Here is a 22,412-nt window from a genome sequence, read left to right on the forward strand (position 1 = left end):
AAATTGGCCTAGGTAAATTACTTCCGTTGCCGTTTTCGCTGTAGTACGGAGGTCGCCAGGCAAGAACTGTGCTATCCGTTTTCACCGCGTATGCGGGTGAGTTTATGGCGGCAGCAATCCTCTGCACAGCGAAGAGGCCAGTTACTTGGACGGCCACACTTGGTCGTCCCATCCCTCAACTGGCCGAGGCTATTGGAACGCCAACCCCAGACCGTGGCGTCGGTCTTCAACGCATGCACTGACCCGTTGACAGCGATGATCAGGTTACCGACTCCGGAAACCCAACATTCGACTCGCTCGCGGACTCACCCAGGAGCAAATCGCCGCGCGACTGGGCGTGCCCGCTCGTTCTCCCCATGATGCCGGATGCGTCCGAAACTTCGCGTGCGGCGATCTCAAAGCATCCATGGGCGAGGGCAGCGGCGGCATCGTCAGCTGCGCCAGGCGTACGACTTCGGGAGGCGTGTGCCGTCCCCGGACCTCGTCTGGAGCAACCCGGAGTTGGGCCGCCCGGATATTGCTTCGTATCTGTCGAATGGTTTGTTCCCTGGGGGTCCGGGGTTCTTAACATGCGGACATCGGCTCGCCCCTCTCTGCCCGTTGCGTTCATCATTCCAGAGGGGTCAACCACCGCCAAGGCTCCGCATCCGACTGTTCTGCGCTCGCTCAACTTTCATCGATTTACGCCGCACCTTTAGGGACGTTCAACGGCTTCCGAGAGGTTCTCGAGCCATCCCACGGTTTTCTCGCCGGGGCGGCGGCGATGGCAGTCGCAGTCTCGCGCCAGGCTGCGAGCTCTGCAATGGCCAGATGCGGCTGGATCGCAATATCCCCGGTGCACGGGGACGCGCTTAGCGTCGTCCGCACGCACGAGTTCAAATCTTACCGTCACCGCCAGGTAGCGAGGCCCCCGCTTCCTTTTGTTTACAAGGGAAGCATCGGCCTTTGCTTCGCCCGTGACGGGCTTTGAGGTAATGCAGCGGTAACAGAACTCTCACGGTGGACGCGCCCAGAATGAAAAGAGTCGACAGGGTAGGACCACAGCGGACGCGGAACTTTCGAGTAAGAGTACGGATTTTTCGGGGGTTTATGCGGGCTACCGTCATCTTCGATCAGCGCAGGTCGGGGCTGTTTTCTGCTGTCATTCGCTTTCGTCTGTTGTCAGCGAATCCGCGGGATATATGCGGGGTTCGGCGACAGTCCAGGGCCGAGTGAACGCTGCGGTTGAAGACCTCATGTATGTGGAAGTAAAGATGTCGCTCCTGCCGCGCCGATGGGTCCACATCGCACCGCTTCCGCCAAATCGAACGCCCCGCTTCCCCCGTAATACAAGAAAAGCGGGGTCTTCTTGCCTCGACGAGCGACCATCCGACAGCCATGACCTTGCGAGGATCATGTATGTCAGCTGGTCGCCAACAGCTTTTCTAGCGGAGCTTCAAGGGACTCTCGCCCATGACCGCTTTTTAGTTCTCGGCGTTAAGCTGCGCTCGAGGCTAGTTCCCTTGGCCTCTCCCGCCGACCGGCCCCTGGCTGCAGGTTCGGCTCTTCGGACACGTGTAACGGGCTGCCCGCATGGCGAGGATCCGGGCCGACTGCTGCTTCTGCTTCCTCATGCCATCAAATATTGCCACGATTTTCGATGCGCCGCTCAATCAAAGTCGGCTCCCAAATCCGGAGGCCATCGTGGGTAAAAGCCAAGAATCCACGGATATATTCGTTTTCATGCCGGCCACGGACGACTCCCGCGCGCTGAGGCACGAAGAAGGCTTCCATGCCCCGAACTTCGGCAACTCCGGCCTGTGGTCCGCGAATCTTCGTCACGCGTGCCTCGACGGTACGCAGTCGCCTTGTGTCGGCCCAGAAGTCTAAGCCAGGATCCCACTTTCCCAGTTCCGAGTGGTGCACCAAGGATGCCATTCCATGGCCGTCTCCGTACCAGTCGACGGACCGCGTTCGCGTGCCCTCATTCCGGGCCATTTCCGCACTCTTACGGGCGTGCTTTGCTGCTTCAGGTACGGACTGGGGGAGCTTGTCCAGGACATCGAGCGCATATGCCACGAACGAGCAGTACTCCGCATCGAGAGTCGGGTTGGAGGACCGCCAGTACGCCAAGACTTCCTTGATTCTCTCGTGCGATACCGGCGGAGTCTTCATTCGGACCGCCCGCCACCACGCCAGTGCGTCCGACGACGAGTAGCCATCGACGGCCATGTTTTCGTCCAACAGCGATACAACGCGATTGACGTCCTTCTGAGCGAGGGCTCGCCAGTCCCGGTCAACACGAGCCAAGTAAGTCCAGACTAACTGTCGACGAACGATCGGCAACGGGACGGTGCCCCTCACGAGCAATGCGTCTAGGAGCTGAAGGGAGGTGCCGTAGTCCCCGTAGACCCGCCTAAGTTTCGCTCGCTCCGTCTGCTCGAAACTGCTCGGCTTTCGCGGGTCCCCGCGGTAACGCAATGTTGAGATCAAGTCCTCCGCTTTTTCTAGGCTTGAGACCACCAGCCGGTGCGGTGCGCCCTTCAGATAATTCGCGAGCGTGGTGTCACGGATCGCGTACTCCACGAGTTTGACACGCATCTGGATTTCGCTGACAAAGCCGTGGTCCTTGGTGCTGGCTGCGAGTTCGCGAGAGATCGCAAACTCTGCTGCCGCGTCATCCACCCACGGAGACAGTTCGTCAAGAGAGACATGGCGGCCGAGACCGTCGTACACGCGTGCTCGATAAACCATGCCGAGGATGTGATGCAGTGTAGAACTGTCCGGCGAAAGGGCACTCGCCCGCTTCGCGTAGGTCTCCGCGGTTTCGAAGTCAACCATGCGAAACGCGTAGTAGCGCGCCGCATGTGCCCAAACGTGCGGATGGTCCGACTGGCGCTCGGCGACGTAAGCCAACAACTGCGCGGCGCCGTCCAGGGATGGAATCTTCTCGATGAGACGGGCGAAACTCTCCCGGCTCGGTCCGGACTGGGCAAAGTCGTCGTCGCGTTCAACAAACACGCTCTCGAGGAGTTTTCGCATGGCATCGTCGTCCTCAGCCTCGAGGCAGAAATCGGCGAACAGGCGACCCCAGCCAGACAAGGCTTGAGTCCATAGATCATTGCCGCCGCCAAGCTGGCGCAGAATTTCCTCCGCCACGAGGGGGTGGGTAGTCCGCCACTCGCCTTCCGCCGAGCGCCAAAGAAGACCCCTTAGTTCAGCTGCGAGAATGCGCGCGAAGCCGCCGGCACGAGATGACGGAAGTCCCACGAGGCGCGCTAGGGCGTACTCGGGGATCGACGATTGCCCGAAGAAATGGGCGATACTGCAGACGAGCATCACCTGTCGCTGTGGACCCTCGACACCCGCCAAGCGACCTCGCACATAGGCTTCAATGCCTCGGAAGTCCTCTTCGAAAGCGACGAGCCCGAAGAAGAAGGCGTTACGGCGATGATCGTGATAGCCCGCAATTGTTTGCAAAGCCCCTCGAGCCGCGTAGGCCCGCGCGCTGTAAGCGTCCACGAATGCCTCAGCTTCGACGTCTCCGAGGACCTCGGGAATGTAGGGCGACGACGAGTGCGCGGAGGGCGGGGTGTATGCGCGTGAGACGGCGAACACGACGGCGGGCAGCGATACGGCGTGTAGCTCGTCGATGAGTGCCGCGATCTGGTCGTCACGAACGTCTGCCGCCTCGGCGACAACCAGTACGGTGTTTTTTGTCTGACGGCTGACGGCCTCAATCCGTTGAATAGTTTCGCCCGCCCGGATCTGGTGCAGGAGCATGACCGGAAATCGTGTGCGAATGTTGAAACCAATTCTTCGCGCCAATGTCGTCCCACCTGAGCCGGGCGCGTGGAACAGGTTGAGTCGAAGTGTGCGGCGGTTCGAAAGCATGCCGAGCAGTTGCTTCTGGATTGTGTCAGTCTCAGTCCGTGTGACATCGGCGTCGACTCCGAGCGCTGCGAGCGTGATTTCTCCGCCCCTTAGGAAGTCAAGTGCTTCCGCCTCGGCGCCGCTGGTGTCGGGTTCCGCGGACCAGTAGACGGTCGCATCCTCGCCTATCCAGCCCGCATCGGCTGCGGAGATCTCAACGGGGCCATCCACGCCCGGCAGCCTGCGGGTGTCGGAGGCCAATTCCGGCGGCATCATCCCGGTCAATGCCCCTGCTAGCTCGTCCGGACGTAAGGCGAGTCGGAAGTCTGAGTTGATCGACCGACCTGACCCGAGTATGCCCACGAGAGCCCGTTCCCCAAACTCCGTTAGTAGGTCGTCGACGAGTGGTACGCGCCATGAGTCCCAGCCGCTATCGCCGTCATCCGTCACCAAGAGGACGACGTGGCGCCCACCTATTGACGAGGCAAACGTCGATAGCATTGAACGCCATGAACGACGGACCGTGCGTGTCCAGCGTTGGATGTCCACGACCGGGTCATCAAAACCTTGAACTCGCAACCACGCAGTGGAGCTCGTACCGAACGGTGGAGGGCTAAGCGGTGCGCCAAGGTGAACCGCTCGACGGTCTTCAAGGGCTGCGCGCGCGCTGGCAAGAAGTCCATCGATTTCTGAGCGGGGATCCAGGTCAACGATCATTGCGACGGGAAATCCGCTTTTGACAACAGCCTCGGCATAAGGTGAGCTTGGCGTGGCAATGAGAACAAAACACTCTGTGGGCGATGGCAGTGGAAGTCCCGCAGCGAGAAGGTCGGGCTTCGTCTGTTCAGCAGGGAAGCTTGCCTCCACGTTGACGTCCCACGCCTTGATGAGTTGCATGGCAATCTCGCGGGCATTCTTAATGGCGCGTTCTTGGCCGCCGTCAGCGTCCGCCTCTGACTTGTTGTGGATGAGATCTGAGATACCGCGGACCAAGAAATAGTCGGGGGTCGCGTCTGCGCGATCAATTGCACCGAGAACCGAAGCGCCTTCCATCTCGACGGCAAGCGAGTCTCCACCGAGGGCCTGGATTCGCTTTAGTTCTTCGGCATCAACGTCCGCTACGACCTTCTCTCCGCTCGCGATCGCACCTACAAAAAGCCGATATTCATTCGGGATGTGGCTTGCGCGAAGCCTCCGCGCGATGCCGTCGAGTTCTGAGGAGACAACACGTGTGTCGGACCGTGACTGGAATTGTCCCTCTTTGACCTTCCCAACTTCATACGAGTAGACCTTGTCTGCAATTATGACGTCGCCAACTTTGACGTCCTTTATGCCGCCCGCGATACCGACAAAAGCGACAAGCGCGGGTTGGTACTTGTCTATCGCCTTGAGCGTGGCCATCGCAGAAGGGGACAGCCCCATCCCGACTTCTACAAGCGCCGCGGTCAGAGCGCGACCGTCATACTCAATGCGCCCTCGGATTGCAGGATCACTGAGAACCGGATCCTCGACCGGATCGAGGATCAACTCCTTAAGGCATTCCCACTCGATTGGCACCGCGCACAGCAGCAGTACATCAACACCGTCCATTTGCATACCCTCCATGACATCCAAGATGGCGTCCGTTGTTATCGAAAAGTACGAGTTTCTCAGACGGCCGTGGTTTGAGTATGTCTCAATACGTCACCCGCACGACCTGACGACTCCCCGGACATGTTCGTATTCTTTTTCGGTACCGCTTACTCGGCGAAAAGGCATTACCTAGTTTCGGATGTTGACTCGAGCCACGGTGGTTTGCTTGTTCGCTGTGACATCGGGCCATTGCTGGAGGCGGGCGTGGGCCGCAAGAGGAAGGCCCCCCAGCCCATGGCAAGTCTGCACAGTCGACATAAACTCGGCGTGGATCGAGGACCCCTCGGCGGGAATCTCAAACTATAAGTCTTCATATATCTGTCGCGCGGGCACGGCGCTTTTCCGTGGGCCCGGCGATCTGTGCGGTTGGCTCATGAGTAGCATGGCGTATCGCTTCGGGTTCGTGTTCGGTGCAGTGCTGTGGAGTGAATCCGTAACTCACTCACCCACACCATAACGGTCATTATGTTGTGGATTGACTGCGCACCCTCGGCCGAAGAAGCCGCCAACAGTCTGTCGGTGTTTGGGGGACGACCCACCCTGTTCAAGGCCGACGGCCTGCCGGACTCGCCCTCGACCGGCGGGGTGGTGGACGGGCTGCGGTCCAACCCGCAGGTCTCGGACCAGGAGGAAGTCCACGAGGTGTACCGCCGCTGGCGCACCCTGGCGGAGAAGTATGAGCCGCACCGCCTGCTGGTAGGCGAGGTCAACCTGGAACCGGCCCGCGCCGCCCGCTACACCCGGGCCGATGAAATGCAGCAGGCCTTTGCCTTCGCGTTTGTGAAGCTCGGCTGGGATCCGGAGGCGTGGGCCGCCGTCGGGAACGACCTCGAAGCCGCCAGGCAACTGCACGGCGCGACGCCGACGTGGGCGCTGGAAAACCGCGACATCGTCCGTTCCGTCACCCGGTTTGGTGGTGGGGAGGTCGGCGCACTGCGGGCCCGGGCCTCTTTGGTGGCTTTGCTGGGTTTGCCTGGCCCGGCGTACCTGTACCAGGGGCAGGAGCTCGGGCTGCCCGAGGTCGACGTCCCGCTAGAGTCCCGGGTGGATCCCATGTGGGCCCGCGGCGGGGTCTGCCGCGACGGCGCCCGAGTGCCGCTGCCCTGGACCGCGGACGCGGCGCTGAGCCACGGCTTCTCGTTTGGCGGAACGTGCCGCGGAACCCTGGCTGCCGATCCCGGTGGACTGGGGCACGCACGCGATCGAACTCCAGCAGCAGGACCCAGAGTCCTCGCTGGCGCTGGTGACCAAGGCTCTGGAGCTGCGCCGGCTGCTGTGGAAGACGGAAGTCTCTGTCGCGAACGACGGCGGTTCGTGGCGCGTCGAGGCCGGCAACCTGCTGATCTGTGAGCGGAGCCCCGACTTCTTGGTCGCCGTCGCAATGGGAACCGAGCCGGTGCAGCTGCCGGCGGGATCCGTGCTGCTCAGCGCCTAGCCGCTGGCTGAGGATGGCTGGCTGCAGCCGAACAACGCCGCCTGGGTCCTCCGGGACTGACGGGACCCGTCACACCGTCACACCGTCACACGAAAAGGGCCGTTCACGTTTCTTATGGAACGTGGACGGCCACAGCCAAAATCCTCTGCTTTCCCGGCTACTTTTCCACTGCTTCCTCGCTGCCGGCCGTAGGGTTAGCGGACGTGTGCTGGTGAAACCGGCTATGTTGCACTGAGGATCAACGCCCGTCACAGCCCACTCGTCGGCTATACATTGAAGCGGAACTCCACCATGTTCCGACGCCGATGACTATGAGCAACAACATAGCTCCAGTCTGGGGGGGATAAAAGTAGTTAGAATCGCGACCGTCAATGGGAACTGACTAGGATCACTCGGGAAAGTACGAAGATGCTGGGCCCGCTCCTATGCAGAAGGCAAAGCTAATTGTTCAGGATGCGCTATCTTTTGATAGCAGGGCCGCAGACTAGGAGCGCGCCAACGGCGAATCGGGGGACGACGTGTTTGAACTGCGATACGAGGAGTACCTGGACTGGCACGAGACCGCACAAAAGGGGTTTCTTAAGCCAGCGCTGGCCACAGCACTGCGGCTTGTCGAGGAGCTGCTTGACCATCGCATCGACTCAGTTGACCGCGGACGCTTTCGCATCTCCACAAGTCGAGTCAAGTCAGCGCAACGATCTTTCGCCAAGCTAAATCGCGAGAAATATGTAAGCCAAATCAATGCCCTGGATGACGTGCCCGGAGCGATTGACGATTTGGTGGGCCTGCGACTCATCTGCAACAACCTGTCGGACATAAACACTTTCCAAGAGATCATCGGCGAACTGCCGATCGAGAGTCCCACAGTAGCTCAGTCACTCGCAGTGGAGCATGATTCGCATCGCGACTACTTCGCCAGTCCGAAGCCGTCGGGCTACCGCGCCTACCACGTAAATCTTGTCGTGCCCGTTCCGCATATGAAGGGAAACCGGCGCGTTCGGGTCGAGGTTCAAGCGCGAACACTGCTCCAAGATGGTTGGGGCGAATTGACTCACGAGGACACTTACAAGCCGGGTTCCACTGTGCCGGAGTGGATCGTAGGAATGTCACTTCGCATGGCGGAACTGTTGGCTGCCGTAGATAACATCGCTCAGGATCTCCGCACCGGCCTAGACGTCGAGGCGCAACGCTCGGTGCGCGCAGTTGATCCTCAGCCGTCCGAAGTAGCGGTCGCCTTCGTCGCGAGTGGGCCCGACGCAGTAGTCATACCTACTCCGGGTGAGGGCGCATCCGGATCGTCATTGATTGACGGGACTGGCGGAGTTCCGAAACGGGATCGAGACGCGGAGATAGAGGCCGCGCTCATAAGTGAGACGGCGGTTGCGGTTCGCGGACTAAGAAAGCCTCTGGCGCTGGCTGCCTTGTCCCAGCAACTGACGCTCGTGTTCGGCACGGAGATCACCCGTGTGTGGGCGAACTTCGGAGGATTTAAACGCTTCCTCGAGTCTGTAGTTCCGGAGGCTGAGTTGTCTGGGCCAGCCCCCGGGTATATTCATCCTCCGAATACGCCGATCCCTGAAGGATGGACGACGGAGGACACGGGTACCGGAGTCGTACCAGAGATAACGCGAGAACTCCGAACTTATGACAAAGCGCTGCCCCTCATTGGCCCCGAGAGGGTCGACCAGGTGATCGTGGCGGTCGCGAACGTGTTGCAATCCCTCGAGCTGGGTCATGCCCCCGCGAGCAACCTCTCCGCGTCGGAGATCGACACCCTGGCTCGTCAGGCACGCTCTGATGCCGAGAAGCGCGGTCAGTTGGTTGTACGCCCGCACGCAACCTACGTGCTGCAGGCGGCGAACCGAGCCGGACGGATTCTGCCAGCGACCAACGCGAATGACCTCCGCCACATTCTGCTCGATCGAATTCTCTCGATGGGTGAGCTTAATGGTCTGATCAGCAAATCTCCTGACACTGAGCAGGAAGTCCGGGAGTGGCTTGGCCTCGAGACTGCACCTGCGCTCAATCAGGGGAGAGACTCCTGACACGATCACGAGCGGCGCTGGCCAATCGATCAACAGTTCCAAGCGACCCGCGGCCGATGTCGCATGAAGATTCTAGCTGCGAGTTCAAGAACTGATGCCGCCGTCACCGGGGACCTGTGTCAGTTCGTCGCTACCGTGTGCGGCCAGTCGACTCGAGCGGTGCAGTTCCTGAGCATTGATGTGCCCCGAGAAGCCGGGCCTGTCGCCGCCGGCACAGATTGCTACGGATTTCTGTGCGCTCCGTCAGCACGCTTAAGAGCTGGATCGCCCGTTTACGAAACGTAACGTGATCCCGCACCCACCCCTTACTGTTGATCCTGCACCCAACGAAACCGTTTACGTAAACCGTTTTCCGAAACCGATTACGTATCGCGAGAAGCAGACAACACAGACACCCTCAGGGAGGAGGAACAGTGGTCACCATCCGCGATGTCGCCAAGCACGCCGGCGTCTCCCCGGCCACCGTCTCCCGGGTTGTCAACGGGCTGGTGGGCTACTCCGACGAGACCCGGGAACGGGTCGAGACTGCGGTCAAGAGCCTCAGCTACGAAACGGACTACCTCGCCCGGGGCCTCAAGACCCGGCAGACGTCCGTGATCGGGCTCCTCGCCCCCATGGTCTCCGACGCCCTCGCCTCCCAGGTCATGCAGGGCGTGGAGGAGGAAGCCCAGGAGCGCGGCTACGCCGTGATGCTGGGCCGCACCGGCGCCAAGTCCGCCTACATCGCCGGCTACCTCAGGACCCTGCGCACCTACCGGGCCGCCGGCGTCATCCTCATCTCCGCGGTGATCACGCCGGAGACCAGGCAGCTGCTGGGTCCCAACGTCCCCATCATCTCCGTCGCCATCAGCGACAAGTCCGGCTCCCCCAGCGTGGCCATCGACGACGAGCAAGCAGCCTACGACGCGACCCGCCACCTGCTGCGCCTCGGGCACCGGCGCATCGGCCTCCTGACCGGCGACCCGGCATCGATCCACGTCGCCCAGCCCCGGAAACGCGGCTACCTCCGCGCCATGGCCGAAGCGAACTGCACCCCGGTGACCGCCACCGGCAGCTTCTTCTACGAAAGCGGCGCCCCCGGCGTCGACGACCTGCTGCTGCAGGAACCCGGCCTCACCGCCATCTTCGCGATGAGCGACGAGATGGGCGCCGCCGTCGTCAACGAACTGCAGCGGCGCGGGCTCCGGGTGCCGGAGGACGTCTCCGTCCTGGGCTTCGACGGCACCTCCACCTCCCTGCACGTGAACCCGCCGCTGAGCACCATGGCCCAGCCGCTGGAGGAGATGGGGCGGATGGCCGTGAAGAAGCTGCTCCGCTCCCGCGACCTGGGGCCGAAGATCATGCCGCACCGGCTGATCGAGCGCGGCTCCACCGCGCCACCCAACTCACCATCCCCTGGCAGCCAAGAACCCGCCAGCTAACCCCACACAGACCATCCCACCGGCGGCAGCCGCCACTCCCCCGTGCCACAAACAAGGCAGCCGCCGCTTTCCGCATGCACCAAACCACCCGCACCACCCGACTCGCATCACCCCAATGAACAAGGAGCAACACATGAGGCAGCGCCGCCGCACCTGGCAGACTCTTCTCGCCACCACCGCAACCCTGACCGTCGCCGCCGTCGCCCTCACCGGCTGCGGCGGGACCGCCACCGAAGCGAAGAGCACCCCGAAGGCCGCCGCCGCGTCCTTCGAGGGCAAGGGCCCCATCAACTACGTCTCCAACCGCGACGCCTCCGGTGCCGCGAACAAGAGCATCGAGGAGTGGAACGCCGCTCACCCGGAGGAGAAGGTCACGTTCATCGAACTGCCCGACTCTGCCGACCAGCAGCGCCAGCAGCTCATCCAGAACGCGCAGATCAAGTCCGACACCTTCAGCGTGCTGAACCTCGACGTCGTCTGGACCTCCGAGTTCGCCGCCAACAAGTGGATCCTGCCGCTGCCCGCGGACGCCGTCCCCACCGACAAGATGATCCCCGCCACCGTCAACGCCGCGACGTACCGGGACACCCTGGTCGGCGCCCCGTACTACACCGACGGCGCCCTGTTCTACTTCCGCTCCGACCTGCTGAAGGCCGCCGGCATCGCCGCCCCGCCCAAGACCTGGGACGAGATGAAGACCGCCTGCAAGTCCGTCCTGGCGCTCCCCGAAGCCGCCGGCATGTCCTGCTACACCGGCCAGTTCGACAAGAATGAGGCCCTCACGGTCAACTTCTCCGAGGTAGTGGCCTCAGCCGGCGGCTCGATCGTCGACGCCGAGGGCAAGCCCACCGTCAACACCCCCGAGGCCAAGGAAGGCCTGAACCTGCTGGTGGACGGCTTCAAGGACGGGCTCTTCCCGTCCGACGCCATCACCTACCTCGAGGAGCAGGGCCGCCGTGCGTTCCAGGACGGCAAGCTCGTCTTTATGCGCAACTGGCCCTTCCTGCACGCCTCCCTGAGCGCCACCGACGGCTCCAGCAAGGTGAACGGCAAGTTCAGCATCACCTCCATCCCCGGCACCGACGGCCCCGGCGTCTCCACCCTGGGCGGCCGCAGCCTGGCCATCTCCCCGTTCACCCCGAACAAGGCCACGGCGCTGGAGTTCGTCAAGTTCTTCACCAGCGAGGAGCAGGCCAAGAAGCGCCTCGCCCTGTCCTCCCGCGCCCCGGTCTACGCCTCCCTCTTCGAGGACCCCGCCGTCGTCGCCAAGCGCCCGTTCTTCCCCACCCTGCTGACCTCGCTGAACAACGCCCAGCCGCGCCCCAAGGTGGTCCAGTACGGCGCCACCACCAAGGCCATCCAGGAAGAGGCCTACGCGGCCATCACCGGCGCGAAGGACACGGACACGGCCCTGAAGGACATGCAGGCCAAGCTCACCGAGCTGTCCAAGTAACTCAGCCCGCAGTTAAGACCACACGCCTGGCCGGCCGGTCCACCCCGGCCGGCCAGGCACGCTGCAACTCCAGTTAGGTACCCCGCATGACGACGACGACCGCCCCGCCCTCCGGCGCGCAGACCGGTACGCCCCGACCAGGCAGCCCGCGCAGACGCGGCAACCGCTCCCCCGGTGAAGGCCGGATGGCCGCGATGCTGCTCTCCCCCACCATCCTGGTGCTAGCCCTGGTGATTGTGTACCCGCTGCTCTCCGCGGTGCACCAGTCCCTGTTCCGCGCCGAATCCGGGCTGGACGCGGACGGCTTCGTCTCCGACGTGGAATCCTTCGTGGGCCTGGCCAACTACGCCGACCTGTTCGTCGGCGAATCCGGCCGGCGCTTCCTGAACGCCTTCGCCAACACCACCTTCTTCACCGTCACCACGGTGTTCCTCGAAACCGTCCTGGGCCTTGCCCTGGCCCTCGCCATGAACCGGGCCTTCCGCGGCCGATCCTTCCTGCGCGCCAGCATCCTGGTGCCGTGGGCCGTGCCCACCGCCGTCTCCGGCCTGCTGTGGCGCTGGATCTTCCAGTCCGACGGCATCGCCAACACCCTGCTGGGCAGCGAAATCCTCTGGACCGCCGAAGGCAACGCCTCCAAGGTCGCCGTCATCATCGCCGAAGTCTGGAAGACCGCCCCGTTCATCGGCCTGCTGGTCCTTGCCGGCATGCAGGTCATCCCCGGCGAAGTGTACGAGGCCGCCAAGATCGACGGCGCCGGCTGGTGGCGCCAGCTCGGCTCCATCACGCTCCCGCTGGTCAAGCCCACCCTCCTGGTCGCAGTGCTGTTCCGTATGCTCGACGCGCTGCGCATGTTCGACCTGCCGTTTGTGCTGATCGGCCCCGGCAAGGAATCGGTGGAGACCCTCTCCATGCTGGCCTGGGACGAATCCAACCAGCTCCGCTACGGCTCCGCATCCGCGTTCGCCGTCATGCTCTTCCTCTACGTCGCCGTCGTCGCGATCGTGTTTGTGAAGGTGCTCGGCGCCGACGTCACCGGCGCCAAGGAACTGAAGCTGCTGTCCAAGAAAAGCGCGAAGAAGTCCCGCTCCCTGGCCAACTCCGAACAGAAGAAGGCCGAGGCCACCCGATGACCATCTCCGACCTCCGCAACGCAGCTAGCGACTCCGGCGCCACCGTCCCCGGCGCACGCACCGCCGTCGTACCCGGCAAACCCAAAGCCAAGCGCACCTGGCGCTCCTACAGCGTGTACGCCGGCCTGGCCCTGATCTTCGCCTACTGCCTGGCCCCGTTCTACTGGATGCTGGTCTCCAGCCTGCGCCGCACCGCGGACATCTTCGACAACACCCTGCTGCCGGCGCAGTTCTCGCTGGAGAACTACACCAAGGTGTTCGACGGCTCCACGATGTTCGGCCAGGCCCTGCTGAACTCGCTGATCGTCGCCGGCACCACCACCACGTTCGCGCTGGTCCTGGGCGTGTTCGCCGCCTACGCAATCTCCCGGCTGAACTTCCGCTTCAAGTCGGTGATCCTGGGCGTTATCATCGCGACGTCGATGTTCCCCGGCATCTCCGTGGTGGTGCCGCTGCTGCGCCTCTTTACGGACATCGGCTGGATCAACACCTACCAGGCGATGATCGTGCCGAACCTGTCCTTCGCGATCCCGCTGGCGGTCTGGAACCTCACCACGTTTATGAAGGCCCTGCCGTTCGACCTCGAAGAGGCCGCCATGATCGACGGCTGCACCAAGTGGCAGGCGTTCCGCCGGGTGCTGCTGCCGCTCGCCGCGCCGGGCGTCTTCACCACCGCGATCCTGACGTTCATCCACAGCTGGAACGAGTTCATTATCGCCCTGTCCATGATCAACGACCCGAAGATCCAGACCGCCACGGTGGCCATCTCCAAGTTCACCGGCGCCACCGAATTCCAGGCGCCCTTCGGCGAACAGATGGCCGCCGGCGTGATCGTCACCGTACCGTTGGTCATTATGGTGCTGATCTTCCAGCGGCGGATCGTCGAGGGCCTCACCGCGGGCGCGAGCAAATGAGCCCTGCCGAGGGGGCCGCTTTGGCGCCTGCCGCCGACTGGTGGCGGTCCGCCGTGATCTACCAGGTCTATCCGCGCTCCTTCGCCGACGGCGACGGCGACGGCGTGGGCGACCTCGCCGGGCTAATTGCCCGGCTGCCGTACATCGCCTCCCTCGGGGTCGACGGGATCTGGATGACCCCGTTCCAGCCCTCCCCGCAGGTGGACCAGGGCTACGACGTGTCCGACTACTGCGGCGTGGACCCGCTGTTCGGCACCATGGACCAGTTCGATACTTTGCTGGAACTGGCGCACGCGCTGGGCCTGCGGGTACTGCTCGACGTCGTCCCCAACCACTGCTCCGCCGAGCATCCGCTGTTCCAGGCAGCCCTCGCGGCCGGCCCGGGTTCCCCGGAACGGGACATGTTCCACTTTGTCCCCGGTGCGGAGGGCATGTCCGACGGCGGCGGTAACGTCGCCGGCGACATCCCGCCGAACAACTGGCAGAGCGTCTTTGGCGGCCGCGCGTGGAGCCGCGCCACCCCCGGCTCGGCGACGGACACGGACTGGTACCTGCACCTCTTCTCACCCGAACAGCCGGACTGGAACTGGCGCAACCCCGCCGTCGGTGACTACTTCGACGGTGTGCTGCGCTTCTGGTTCGACAAGGGCGTGGACGGCCTCCGGATCGACGTCGCGCATGCCCTGTTCAAGGCCGACGGCCTGCCCGACTCGCCCTCCACCGGCGGGGTGGTGGACGGGCTGCGGTCCAACCCGCAGGTCTCGGACCAGGAGGAAGTCCACGAGGTCTACCGCCGCTGGCGCACCTTGGCCGAAAAGTACGAGCCGCACCGCCTGCTGGTGGGCGAGGTCAACCTCGAACCTGCCCGCGCCGCCCGCTACACCCGGGCAGACGAGATGCAGCAGGCCTTTGCCTTCGCGTTTGTAAAACTCGGCTGGGATCCGGCGGCGTGGGCCGCCGTCGGGAACGACCTCGAAGCCGCACGCCAGCTGCACGGCGCCACGCCGACGTGGGCGCTGGAGAACCACGACATCGTCCGGTCCGTCACCCGGTTTGGTGGTGGGAATGTTGGCGCCCTGCGGGCCCGGGCCGCTTTGGTGGCTTTGCTGGGTTTGCCTGGCCCTGCGTATCTCTACCAGGGCCAGGAGCTCGCACTGCCTGAGGTCGACGTCCCGATGGAATCCCGGGTGGATCCGATGTGGGCCCGCGGCGGCGTCTGCCGCGACGGGGCCCGCGTCCCGTTGCCCTGGACCGCGGACTCGGCACTGAACCACGGCTTCTCGCTGGCTGAACCGGCCGCGGCGGTTCAGACATCAGCGCCCTGGCTTCCGGTCCCCGCGGACTGGGGCATCCACGCGATCCAACGTCAGCAGCAGGACCCGGCGTCGTCGCTGGCGCTGGTCACCAACGCGCTACAGCTGCGCCGAAAACTTTGGGCAGACGACGTTTTCACCGCGGACGACGGCGGCACCTGGCGCGTCGAAGCCGGGAATCTGCTGATCTGCACACGCGGCGAACATTTCTTCGTCGCCGTCGCGATGGGCAGCGAACCGGTGCAACTGCCGGCCGGAACCGTGCTGCTCAGCGCCGCGCCCTTGGAACAGGACGGCTGGCTGCAGCCGAACAACGCCGCGTGGGTGCTACGCGACTGAGCTGACCGGCCGCCCGAAGTGCCGTCCACGAACCGCGTTGCGCTATCACTTGTAGCTGCTCTAAAGGCTCAGAACGCCCATAAGTGATACCGCAACGGGGAAGTGGGGGCCCTCCGTTCCTCGATGAAGGGCGCGCCCGGCAAGACCGGACGCGCCGTTAAGTGCCCCGAAGCCGCGTGTCGGTTCAGGCGAGTGAACTAGTCGACGAGCGCCGGCTGCTTGTCATCCTCTGAAGCGTCAACAAAAACCGGAGCCTTCCTCCGCTGGTGCAGCCAGTTCGCCACCGCCAGCAGCGCCACGAGTGCGAACGTGCTCAGGAGCTGCGGACGGGAATCCTCGCCGATGAAGCCCACCGTGAAGATCGCCGCGAGGATCACCAGGCCAAACACCGTGAGCCCCGGGAAGCCGGGCATCCGCAGGGGAAGCTCCGTCCCCTCGCGGTCGGCGCGGAGCCGCAGCGCGAGCTGGGCCAGGAGCGCGGACGTCCACACCAGCAGGCAGGTCGAGCCCACAATGTTGAGCAGGACGGGAAGGACTTGATCGGGGAACGCCAGCTCCAGCCCGACCGTGACAACGCCGAAGGCGACGCTGGCCAGGACTGCGATAACCGGGACCCGTGCCTTGGACACCGAGGCGAGCAGGCGCGGCGCGTCGCCCCGCTCGGCGAGGGAGAACGCCATCCGGGAGGCGCCGTAGAGGTTGGCGTTGAGCGCGGAGAGCAGTGCCGCCACGGCCACCAGGGTGATGGCGGTGGCTGCGCCGGGCATGCCGGCGGCGTCCAGTACCGCCGCGAACGGACTCTTCAGCCCTGCCGAACCCACGGGGACCACTGCCGCAATAATGAAGATGGAAGCGATGTAGAAAACCAGGATGCGCCACAGCACTGTGCGGACCGCTTTCTTCACGCTGTGGGCCGGCTCGGCGGTCTCAGCTGCCGCCACGGAGACAATCTCGGTGCCGCCGAACGCGAAGGCCACCACGAACAGTGCTGTGGCAATCCCGGCGAAACCGCTGGGTGCGAAGCCGGCACCGGTGAAGTTGGACAGGCCCGGCGACTGCACTCCCGGCAGCCAGCCGAAGAGCAGGGCTGCGCCCACCAGAAGGAACCCGACGATTGCTGCCACCTTGAGCAGGGCGAACCAGAACTCAAACTCGCCGAAGTTCTTCACACTGGTGAGGTTCACGGCGGTGAGCAGCACGATGAACACGAAGGCCATCAGCCACACCGGCAGGACCGGGAAGATGGTGGCCAGCAGGCCTGCCGCGCCGAGCGCTTCGGCGGCGATGACCACCACGAGCTGCAGCCACCAGAGCCAGCCCACCGTGGCACCGGCCACCGGCCCGTAGGCCTTGGCGGTATAGACGGAGAAGGCTCCGCTGTCCGGGTTGGCTGCGGCCATCTCGCCGAGGGCCCACATCACCAGGATGATGAGAGTGCCGGCCACCAGGTAGGAGATCAGCACGGCCGGTCCGGCGGCCTGGATGCCGGCCCCGGAGCCGATGAACAGTCCCGCACCGATGGCGCTTCCCAGGCCCATCATCGTGAGCTGGCGGGGTTTGAGTGCGGCGCCGAGCGGGCGGCCAGACGTCTTTGTCTGTTGTTCCATGGGGAATCCTCTGGTTGTGGAACGGATTGATAAGGGTCGATAAGTTCCTAGGCTGCGTGGGCTTCCAACACCCGGAGCACGCGGTTGTTGGCGGCGGGGCCGGCAACGGTGATCCGCACCCCGTCACCCTGGTAGGCCCGGACCATGATTCCCGCGCGGTCAAACGCATCCACAAGCCTTGCCTGGAGGCTCTCATCCGCACGGATCCACAGGAAGTTGCCCTGGCTCGGCGGCAGCTTCCAGCCCTGGGCTTCGAGCTGCGCGGCCATCCGGGCGCGCTCCTGCTTGACCGCCGCCACGCGCGCTTCCATCTCGTCCCCGGCGTCCAGCGACGCGATCGCAGCCTTCTGGGCCAGCGCACTCACCGAAAAGGGAAGGGCGGTGCGGCGCAGTCCCTCGGCGATGGCCGGCGCCGCCACGGCGTAGCCCACGCGCAGGCCGGCGAGGCCGTAGGCCTTCGAGAAGGTGCGCAGGATGCAGACGTTCGGGAACCGGCGGTAGAGCGCCAGGGAATCGGGGCCGCTGCCCGCTTCGGCGTACTCCACGTAGGCCTCGTCGACCACCACAAGGATGTCGGAACGGACAGAGCGCAGGAAGGCCTCGATGCGCTCGTGGCTGATCGGCACGCCGGTCGGGTTGTTGGGGGTGCAGAGCAGGATCACCTTCGTGCGGGCGGTGACGGCTGCGGCCATGGCCTCGAGGTCGTGGCCCTCAAAGGTGTCCAGCGGAACGCGGACCGGCCGGGCGCCGGCCAGCTCCACCAGGATGGGGTACGCCTCGAAGGAGCGCCACGCGAAGATCACTTCATCCCCGGCATCGCACAAGCCGGTGATGATCTGCTGGAGGACGCCCACGCTGCCGGGTCCCACCGCGACCTCTCCGGCGGTGACGCCGAAGTGCCTGGCGATCCGTTCACGGAGTTCGACGGCGGCACTGTCGGGGTAGCGGTTCATGGTACCGGCCGCTGCGGCCACCGCGGCGGCGGCAGCGGGCAGCGGCTCGTAGTGGCTTTCGTTGCTGGCAAGGGCAGCAATGTCGGTGCCTGCGCTGCGCCGGCCCGGGACATACGGCGGGAGGCCGGACACGGCGCCACGAAGGGTGGGGCGTGCGGTGTCCGGTGCGGTGCGGAGCTGATCACGGGTCATGAGGACTGATCATGGTTGTGACTCCGCCCACAATGCAAGGTACGCTCAACCCATTGGGACTTCTGCTCAACTTCAACTGTCTCTGGTGAAAATATGACCATCCTGCACCCCCGCACCCTGGATTCACTCGACGGCAGGATCATCCTGGCCCTGGATAAGGATCCGGAGGCCAGCGCCCTGGCACTCTCCCGGACACTCGGCGTCGCACGGAACACGGTCCACGCCCGGCTGGCACGGCTCGAGCGCAGCGGCGCCCTCCGCTCCTTCAGCCGTCGACTGGATCCCGCTGCACTCGGCTATGAACTGATGGCCTTCCTCTCCCTGTCCATCAGCCAGACCCGGACAGGTGCGGTGGAAGACGGGCTCGCCGCGATCCCGGAGGTCATTGAGGTGCACGCCACGACCGGCGACGCGGACCTCATGGCCAAGGTGGTGGCACGCGGCACGGCGGATCTCTATCGCATCACCAACCAGATCCTGGAAATCGAGGGGATTCAACGGACCAGCACGGCCATTTCCGTGCTGGAACTCATGCCGCCCCGCTACGACGGACTGCTGAGCCGGCTCTCCGAGCAGGAGCCCCGCGCTGCCGGCTAAGTGCGGGTGACGCAGGGCACAATTGGTCATATTTTCAATTGAGCATCTGGTGCCTGCCAAATCTCCTAGCCAAACCTGACCCCCTTGCCTATCTGGGGACCAGCGCACAAGATTCCTGCATGACTACTCTCACCGTGTCCGGCCGCGTGGCGCAGATTCTCAGCAGCTATCTCACTGATCTCTTCGGCGTCATGGGCAACGGAAACGTCTACTTCCTGGACGCCGCGGAAAAGCTGGGCCTCCGCTTCTCCGCGGTCCGCCATGAAGGCGCCGCCATCGCCGCGGCCGACGCCTACTACCGGACGTCGGGACGTCTCGCCGCGGGCACCACCACCTACGGCCCCGGCTACACCAATGCACTGACCGCCCTCGCCGAGTCGGTCCAGGCGCAGATCCCCGTCGTGCTGGTCACCGGGGACGCCCCCACCACCGGCGCCCGGCCTTGGGACGTGGACCAGGCGGCCATCGCCGCAGGCCTCGGCGCCGCCACGTTCACCGTCACCCGCGAGGCCGCGGGTTCCATCACCCGGCAGGCGGTGGAGTACGCACTCACCAAGCGCACCGCCGTCGTGATTGCCATCCCCTACGACCTCGCGGCCCTCGAGGCTGCGGACGAGGAACTTCCGGCACCCTCGGCACGGATGGTGACGGACGACGTCGACGGCGGCCTTGGGCAGGTAGCCCGCCTGCTCGCCGGGGCGAAGCGGCCGCTGATCCTCGCCGGCCGCGGCGCGCACCTCGCCGGAGCCGCCCCGGAGCTCCGGGAGCTCGCCGACCGGCTCGGCGCCGTGACCGCCGGAACCGCCCTGGCGCTCAACCTCCTCGAAGGCGAGGGATACCTCGGCGTGGCGGGCGGCTTCGGCACGGACACCGCAGCCGGGATTATGGGTGAGGCCGATGTGGTCCTCGTGGCCGGGGCAAGCCTGAGCGCCTTCACCATGCGGTTCGGGCACCTGCTCGGCCCGGACAGCACCGTCATTCAGATCGACACCGCCCTGCAGCCGACGCACCCGCGGGTGGACACGTTCGTCAGCGCGGACGCGAAGTCCGCGGCCGGACACCTCCTGCGGACGCTTGAGGGCGCGGCCTCGCCGGACGCCGGCCGCGGCGGAGCGTGGCGCGCGGAAGCCCGCAAACGGCTGGCCGAAGGACCGGCCCACCACCCGGGCTCCGAGGAGACCGCGGACGGCCGGCTGGACCCGCGTTCCCTGGCCACCGCGTTGGAGGACGTGCTGCCGGAGCGCCGCACGGTGGTCCAGGACGGCGGGCACTTCCTCGGCTGGGCACCCATGTACTGGCGCATCCCGCGGCCGCAGGACCTGGTGATGGTGGGGACCGCCTACCAGACCATCGGGCTGGGCCTCGCCAGCGCCGTCGGGGCAGCCCGCGCGGTGGAGGCCGGCCGCACCCTGGTGCTGGCCTCCGGCGACGGCGGTTTCCTGATGGGCCTGTCCGACCTCGAATCGCTGATTGGCGCGGCGAGCAGCGCCGTCGTCGTGATCTACAACGATGCCGCCTATGGAGCCGAAATCCACCAGTACGGCTCCCAGGGCCTGACCGACAAGCCCATGCTGATCCCCGAGGTGGACTTCAGCGGCGTCGCTCGAGCGCTTGGTGCCGAATCGGCGATCATCCGCTCGCTGGCGGACCTGTCCGCGTTGCAGGACTGGATCGATGCCGGCGCGAAGGGAACCTTCGTGGCCGACTGCCGCATCACCTCCAGCGTCCGGGCCCCGTGGCTGAGCGAGTGGATGGAGGCCTCGCGGGCGGCGAAGGCGGCGGTGGCTGGCTAGTCAGCCCGGCGGGCCGGGAAGGAATCAGGCACGCCGGGCGGGTCCGCTTCCCGGCAGGAGTCTGCAGCCACCTCAGACACCTCGGCGGTTCCGTCCAGACCGCGGCGGCCCCGGAGGTTGGATGTCGGTCACCCAGCGTATGGTCGCGACCATGATCAGAGACGACGATGACCTGGACTTAATAATGATCCAAGAGGCGATCCTCCAAAAGGAGGAGGACATGAAGGCGTGGTGCCCGTCGAGCGGTGAGGACGTGGGCGAGATGATCGAGTTTCCCGGAAACGACGAGTGGTACATCAAGTGCCCGACGTGCGGCACGAGGTGGGCTGGCGGCAGCACTGTGCTGGCCGATCACAACAAACCCGATTACCGATGAACGCGGGGGCTCACCTCGGCTGACTCCGGCTCCTGGGTCCCTTCGGCTGGAACCCACGCGCCGCCGTCGTAGGCCTCTCCCGGGACCACGCCTATCGGCGGCCGCGAGAGCACACATGCGGCCCAACGGCGAGCCGTTCCAGGGTCCGGGACGGACACCGACTGGTACCTGCACCTCTTCTCCCCCGAGCAGCCGGACTGGAACTGGCGCAACCCCGCCGTCGGCGACTACTTCGACGGCGTGCTGCGCCTCTGGTTCGACAAGGGCGTGGACGGCCTCCGGATCGACGTCGCGCATGCCCTGTTCAAGGCCGACGGCCTGCCGGACTCGCCCTCCACCGGCGGAGTGGTGGACGGGCTGCGGTCCAACCCGCAGGTCTCGGACCAGGAAGAAGTCCACGAGGTCTACCGCCGCTGGCGCACCCTCGCCGAGAAGTATCAACCGCACCGCCTGCTGGTAGGCGAAGTCAACCTCGAACCTGCCCGCGCCGCCCGCTACACCCGGGCCGATGAAATGCAGCAGGCCTTCGCCTTCGCCTTCGTCAAGCTCGGCTGGGATCCGGAGGCGTGGGCCGCCGTCGGGAACGAGCTCGACGCTGCCCGCCTGCTGCACGGCGCCACGCCGACGTGGGCGCTGGAGAACCACGACATCGTCCGGTCCGTCACCCGGTTTGGTGGTGGGAATGTTGGCGCCCTGCGGGCCAGGGCCGCTTTGGTGGCTTTGCTGGGTTTGCCCGGCCCGGCGTATCTCTACCAGGGGCAGGAGCTCGCACTGCCTGAGGTCGACGTCCCGATGGAATCCCGGGTGGATCCGATGTGGGCCCGCGGCGGGGTCTCCCGCGACGGTGCCCGCGTCCCGCTGCCGTGGACGGAGGACGCGGCACTGAGCCACGGGTTCTCGCGGGCCGAAACTGTGGCCGTCAAGTCACCAACGCCGTGGCTGCCTATTCCGGCGGGATGGGGCACGCACGCGATCGAGCTCCAGCAGCAGGATCCGGCGTCGTCGCTTGCCTTGGTCACCAACGCGCTACGGCTGCGCCGGCTGCTGTGGAACAACGAGGTCTTCGGCCCGGACGACGGCGGCACCTGGCGCGTTGAGGCCGGAAACCTGCTGATCTGCGAACGCAGCGCGGACTTCTTCGTCGCCGTCGCGATGGGGAGCGAACCGGTGCAGCTGCCCACCGGTTCCGTGCTGCTCAGCGCCGCGCCCCTCACCGAGGACGGCTGGCTGCAGCGGAACGACGCGGCGTGGGTGCTGCGGGGCTGAAACTCGAGGCAGGCAAAAGGCCGTCCACGTTTCTTCAGGAACGTGGACGGCCCTTGCAAGCCAGCCAGTCAGTCCGGTCGCGTCAGGCCGG

General features: G+C 65.0%; 14 protein-coding genes. 11 read left to right on the forward strand and 3 right to left on the reverse strand.

The window, feature by feature from the left end; genetic code table 11:
- Window positions 1-1,617: 1,617 nt before the first annotated feature.
- A complete protein-coding gene (locus tag QMG72_RS10695; protein ID WP_282360167.1) occupies window positions 1,618-5,442 on the reverse strand; it encodes a 5'-methylthioadenosine/S-adenosylhomocysteine nucleosidase family protein in 3,825 nt (1,274 codons plus the stop codon).
- A gap of 507 nt (window positions 5,443-5,949) precedes the next feature.
- Between QMG72_RS10695 and QMG72_RS10700 the strand changes: the two genes are divergently transcribed.
- The 7 genes from QMG72_RS10700 (at window position 5,950) to QMG72_RS10730 (ending at window position 15,537) form a co-directional block, all read left to right on the forward strand.
- Entirely contained in the window at window positions 5,950-6,834 is an 885-nt protein-coding gene (locus QMG72_RS10700) for an alpha-amylase family glycosyl hydrolase (protein ID WP_282360166.1), read from the forward strand.
- Window positions 6,835-7,437: 603 nt separating this feature from the next.
- Complete coding sequence (locus QMG72_RS10705) at window positions 7,438-8,964, forward strand: GTP pyrophosphokinase (RefSeq protein WP_282360165.1); 1,527 nt, start codon at window positions 7,438-7,440, stop codon at window positions 8,962-8,964.
- Between the two features lie 413 nt (window positions 8,965-9,377).
- A complete protein-coding gene (locus QMG72_RS10710) occupies window positions 9,378-10,385 on the forward strand; it encodes a LacI family DNA-binding transcriptional regulator (RefSeq protein WP_283480476.1) in 1,008 nt (335 codons plus the stop codon).
- Window positions 10,386-10,518: 133 nt separating this feature from the next.
- On the forward strand, window positions 10,519-11,838 hold the full coding sequence (locus tag QMG72_RS10715) for an ABC transporter substrate-binding protein (protein ID WP_283480477.1): 1,320 nt from the start codon (window positions 10,519-10,521) through the stop codon (window positions 11,836-11,838).
- Window positions 11,839-11,924: 86 nt separating this feature from the next.
- The gene (locus QMG72_RS10720) at window positions 11,925-12,971 is read left to right on the forward strand and encodes a carbohydrate ABC transporter permease (protein ID WP_283480478.1); all 1,047 of its coding nucleotides are present in this window, start codon (window positions 11,925-11,927) and stop codon (window positions 12,969-12,971) included.
- Window positions 12,968-13,885: a carbohydrate ABC transporter permease gene (locus QMG72_RS10725; protein WP_283480480.1), complete on the forward strand. Its 918-nt coding sequence runs from the start codon at window positions 12,968-12,970 to the stop codon at window positions 13,883-13,885. Before QMG72_RS10720 ends, QMG72_RS10725 begins: the two co-directional genes overlap by 4 nt.
- Window positions 13,882-15,537 carry an alpha-amylase family glycosyl hydrolase gene (locus tag QMG72_RS10730; RefSeq protein ID WP_283480481.1) on the forward strand — a complete coding sequence of 552 codons (1,656 nt, stop codon included), beginning with the start codon at window positions 13,882-13,884 and terminating at the stop codon, window positions 15,535-15,537. The genes QMG72_RS10725 and QMG72_RS10730 overlap by 4 nt, the downstream gene beginning before the upstream one ends.
- Window positions 15,538-15,734: 197 nt before the next feature.
- Here QMG72_RS10730 and QMG72_RS10735 read toward each other — a convergent pair whose 3' ends face one another.
- Both QMG72_RS10735 and hisC read right to left on the reverse strand, forming a co-directional pair.
- Window positions 15,735-17,144 carry an amino acid permease gene (locus QMG72_RS10735; protein ID WP_283480482.1) on the reverse strand — a complete coding sequence of 470 codons (1,410 nt, stop codon included), beginning with the start codon at window positions 17,142-17,144 and terminating at the stop codon, window positions 15,735-15,737.
- 47 nt (window positions 17,145-17,191) lie between these two features.
- Complete coding sequence (gene hisC, locus QMG72_RS10740) at window positions 17,192-18,289, reverse strand: histidinol-phosphate transaminase (RefSeq protein ID WP_283480484.1); 1,098 nt, start codon at window positions 18,287-18,289, stop codon at window positions 17,192-17,194.
- Window positions 18,290-18,382: 93 nt separating this feature from the next.
- Here hisC and QMG72_RS10745 point away from each other — a divergent pair, with 93 nt between their 5' ends.
- The 4 genes from QMG72_RS10745 (at window position 18,383) to QMG72_RS10760 (ending at window position 22,321) form a co-directional block, all read left to right on the forward strand.
- The gene (locus QMG72_RS10745; RefSeq protein WP_282360157.1) at window positions 18,383-18,886 is read left to right on the forward strand and encodes an Lrp/AsnC family transcriptional regulator; all 504 of its coding nucleotides are present in this window, start codon (window positions 18,383-18,385) and stop codon (window positions 18,884-18,886) included.
- A gap of 119 nt (window positions 18,887-19,005) precedes the next feature.
- A complete protein-coding gene (locus QMG72_RS10750; RefSeq protein ID WP_283480485.1) occupies window positions 19,006-20,679 on the forward strand; it encodes a thiamine pyrophosphate-binding protein in 1,674 nt (557 codons plus the stop codon).
- 151 nt (window positions 20,680-20,830) lie between these two features.
- A complete protein-coding gene (locus QMG72_RS10755) occupies window positions 20,831-21,055 on the forward strand; it encodes a hypothetical protein (RefSeq protein ID WP_226774082.1) in 225 nt (74 codons plus the stop codon).
- Between the two features lie 168 nt (window positions 21,056-21,223).
- Complete coding sequence (locus tag QMG72_RS10760) at window positions 21,224-22,321, forward strand: alpha-amylase family glycosyl hydrolase (RefSeq protein ID WP_502934661.1); 1,098 nt, start codon at window positions 21,224-21,226, stop codon at window positions 22,319-22,321.
- Window positions 22,322-22,412 lie beyond the last annotated feature (91 nt).

The sequence above is a fragment of the Pseudarthrobacter sp. PH31-O2 genome, from assembly GCF_030063265.1.
In the GTDB taxonomy this organism is placed as follows: Bacteria; Actinomycetota; Actinomycetes; order Actinomycetales; family Micrococcaceae; genus Arthrobacter.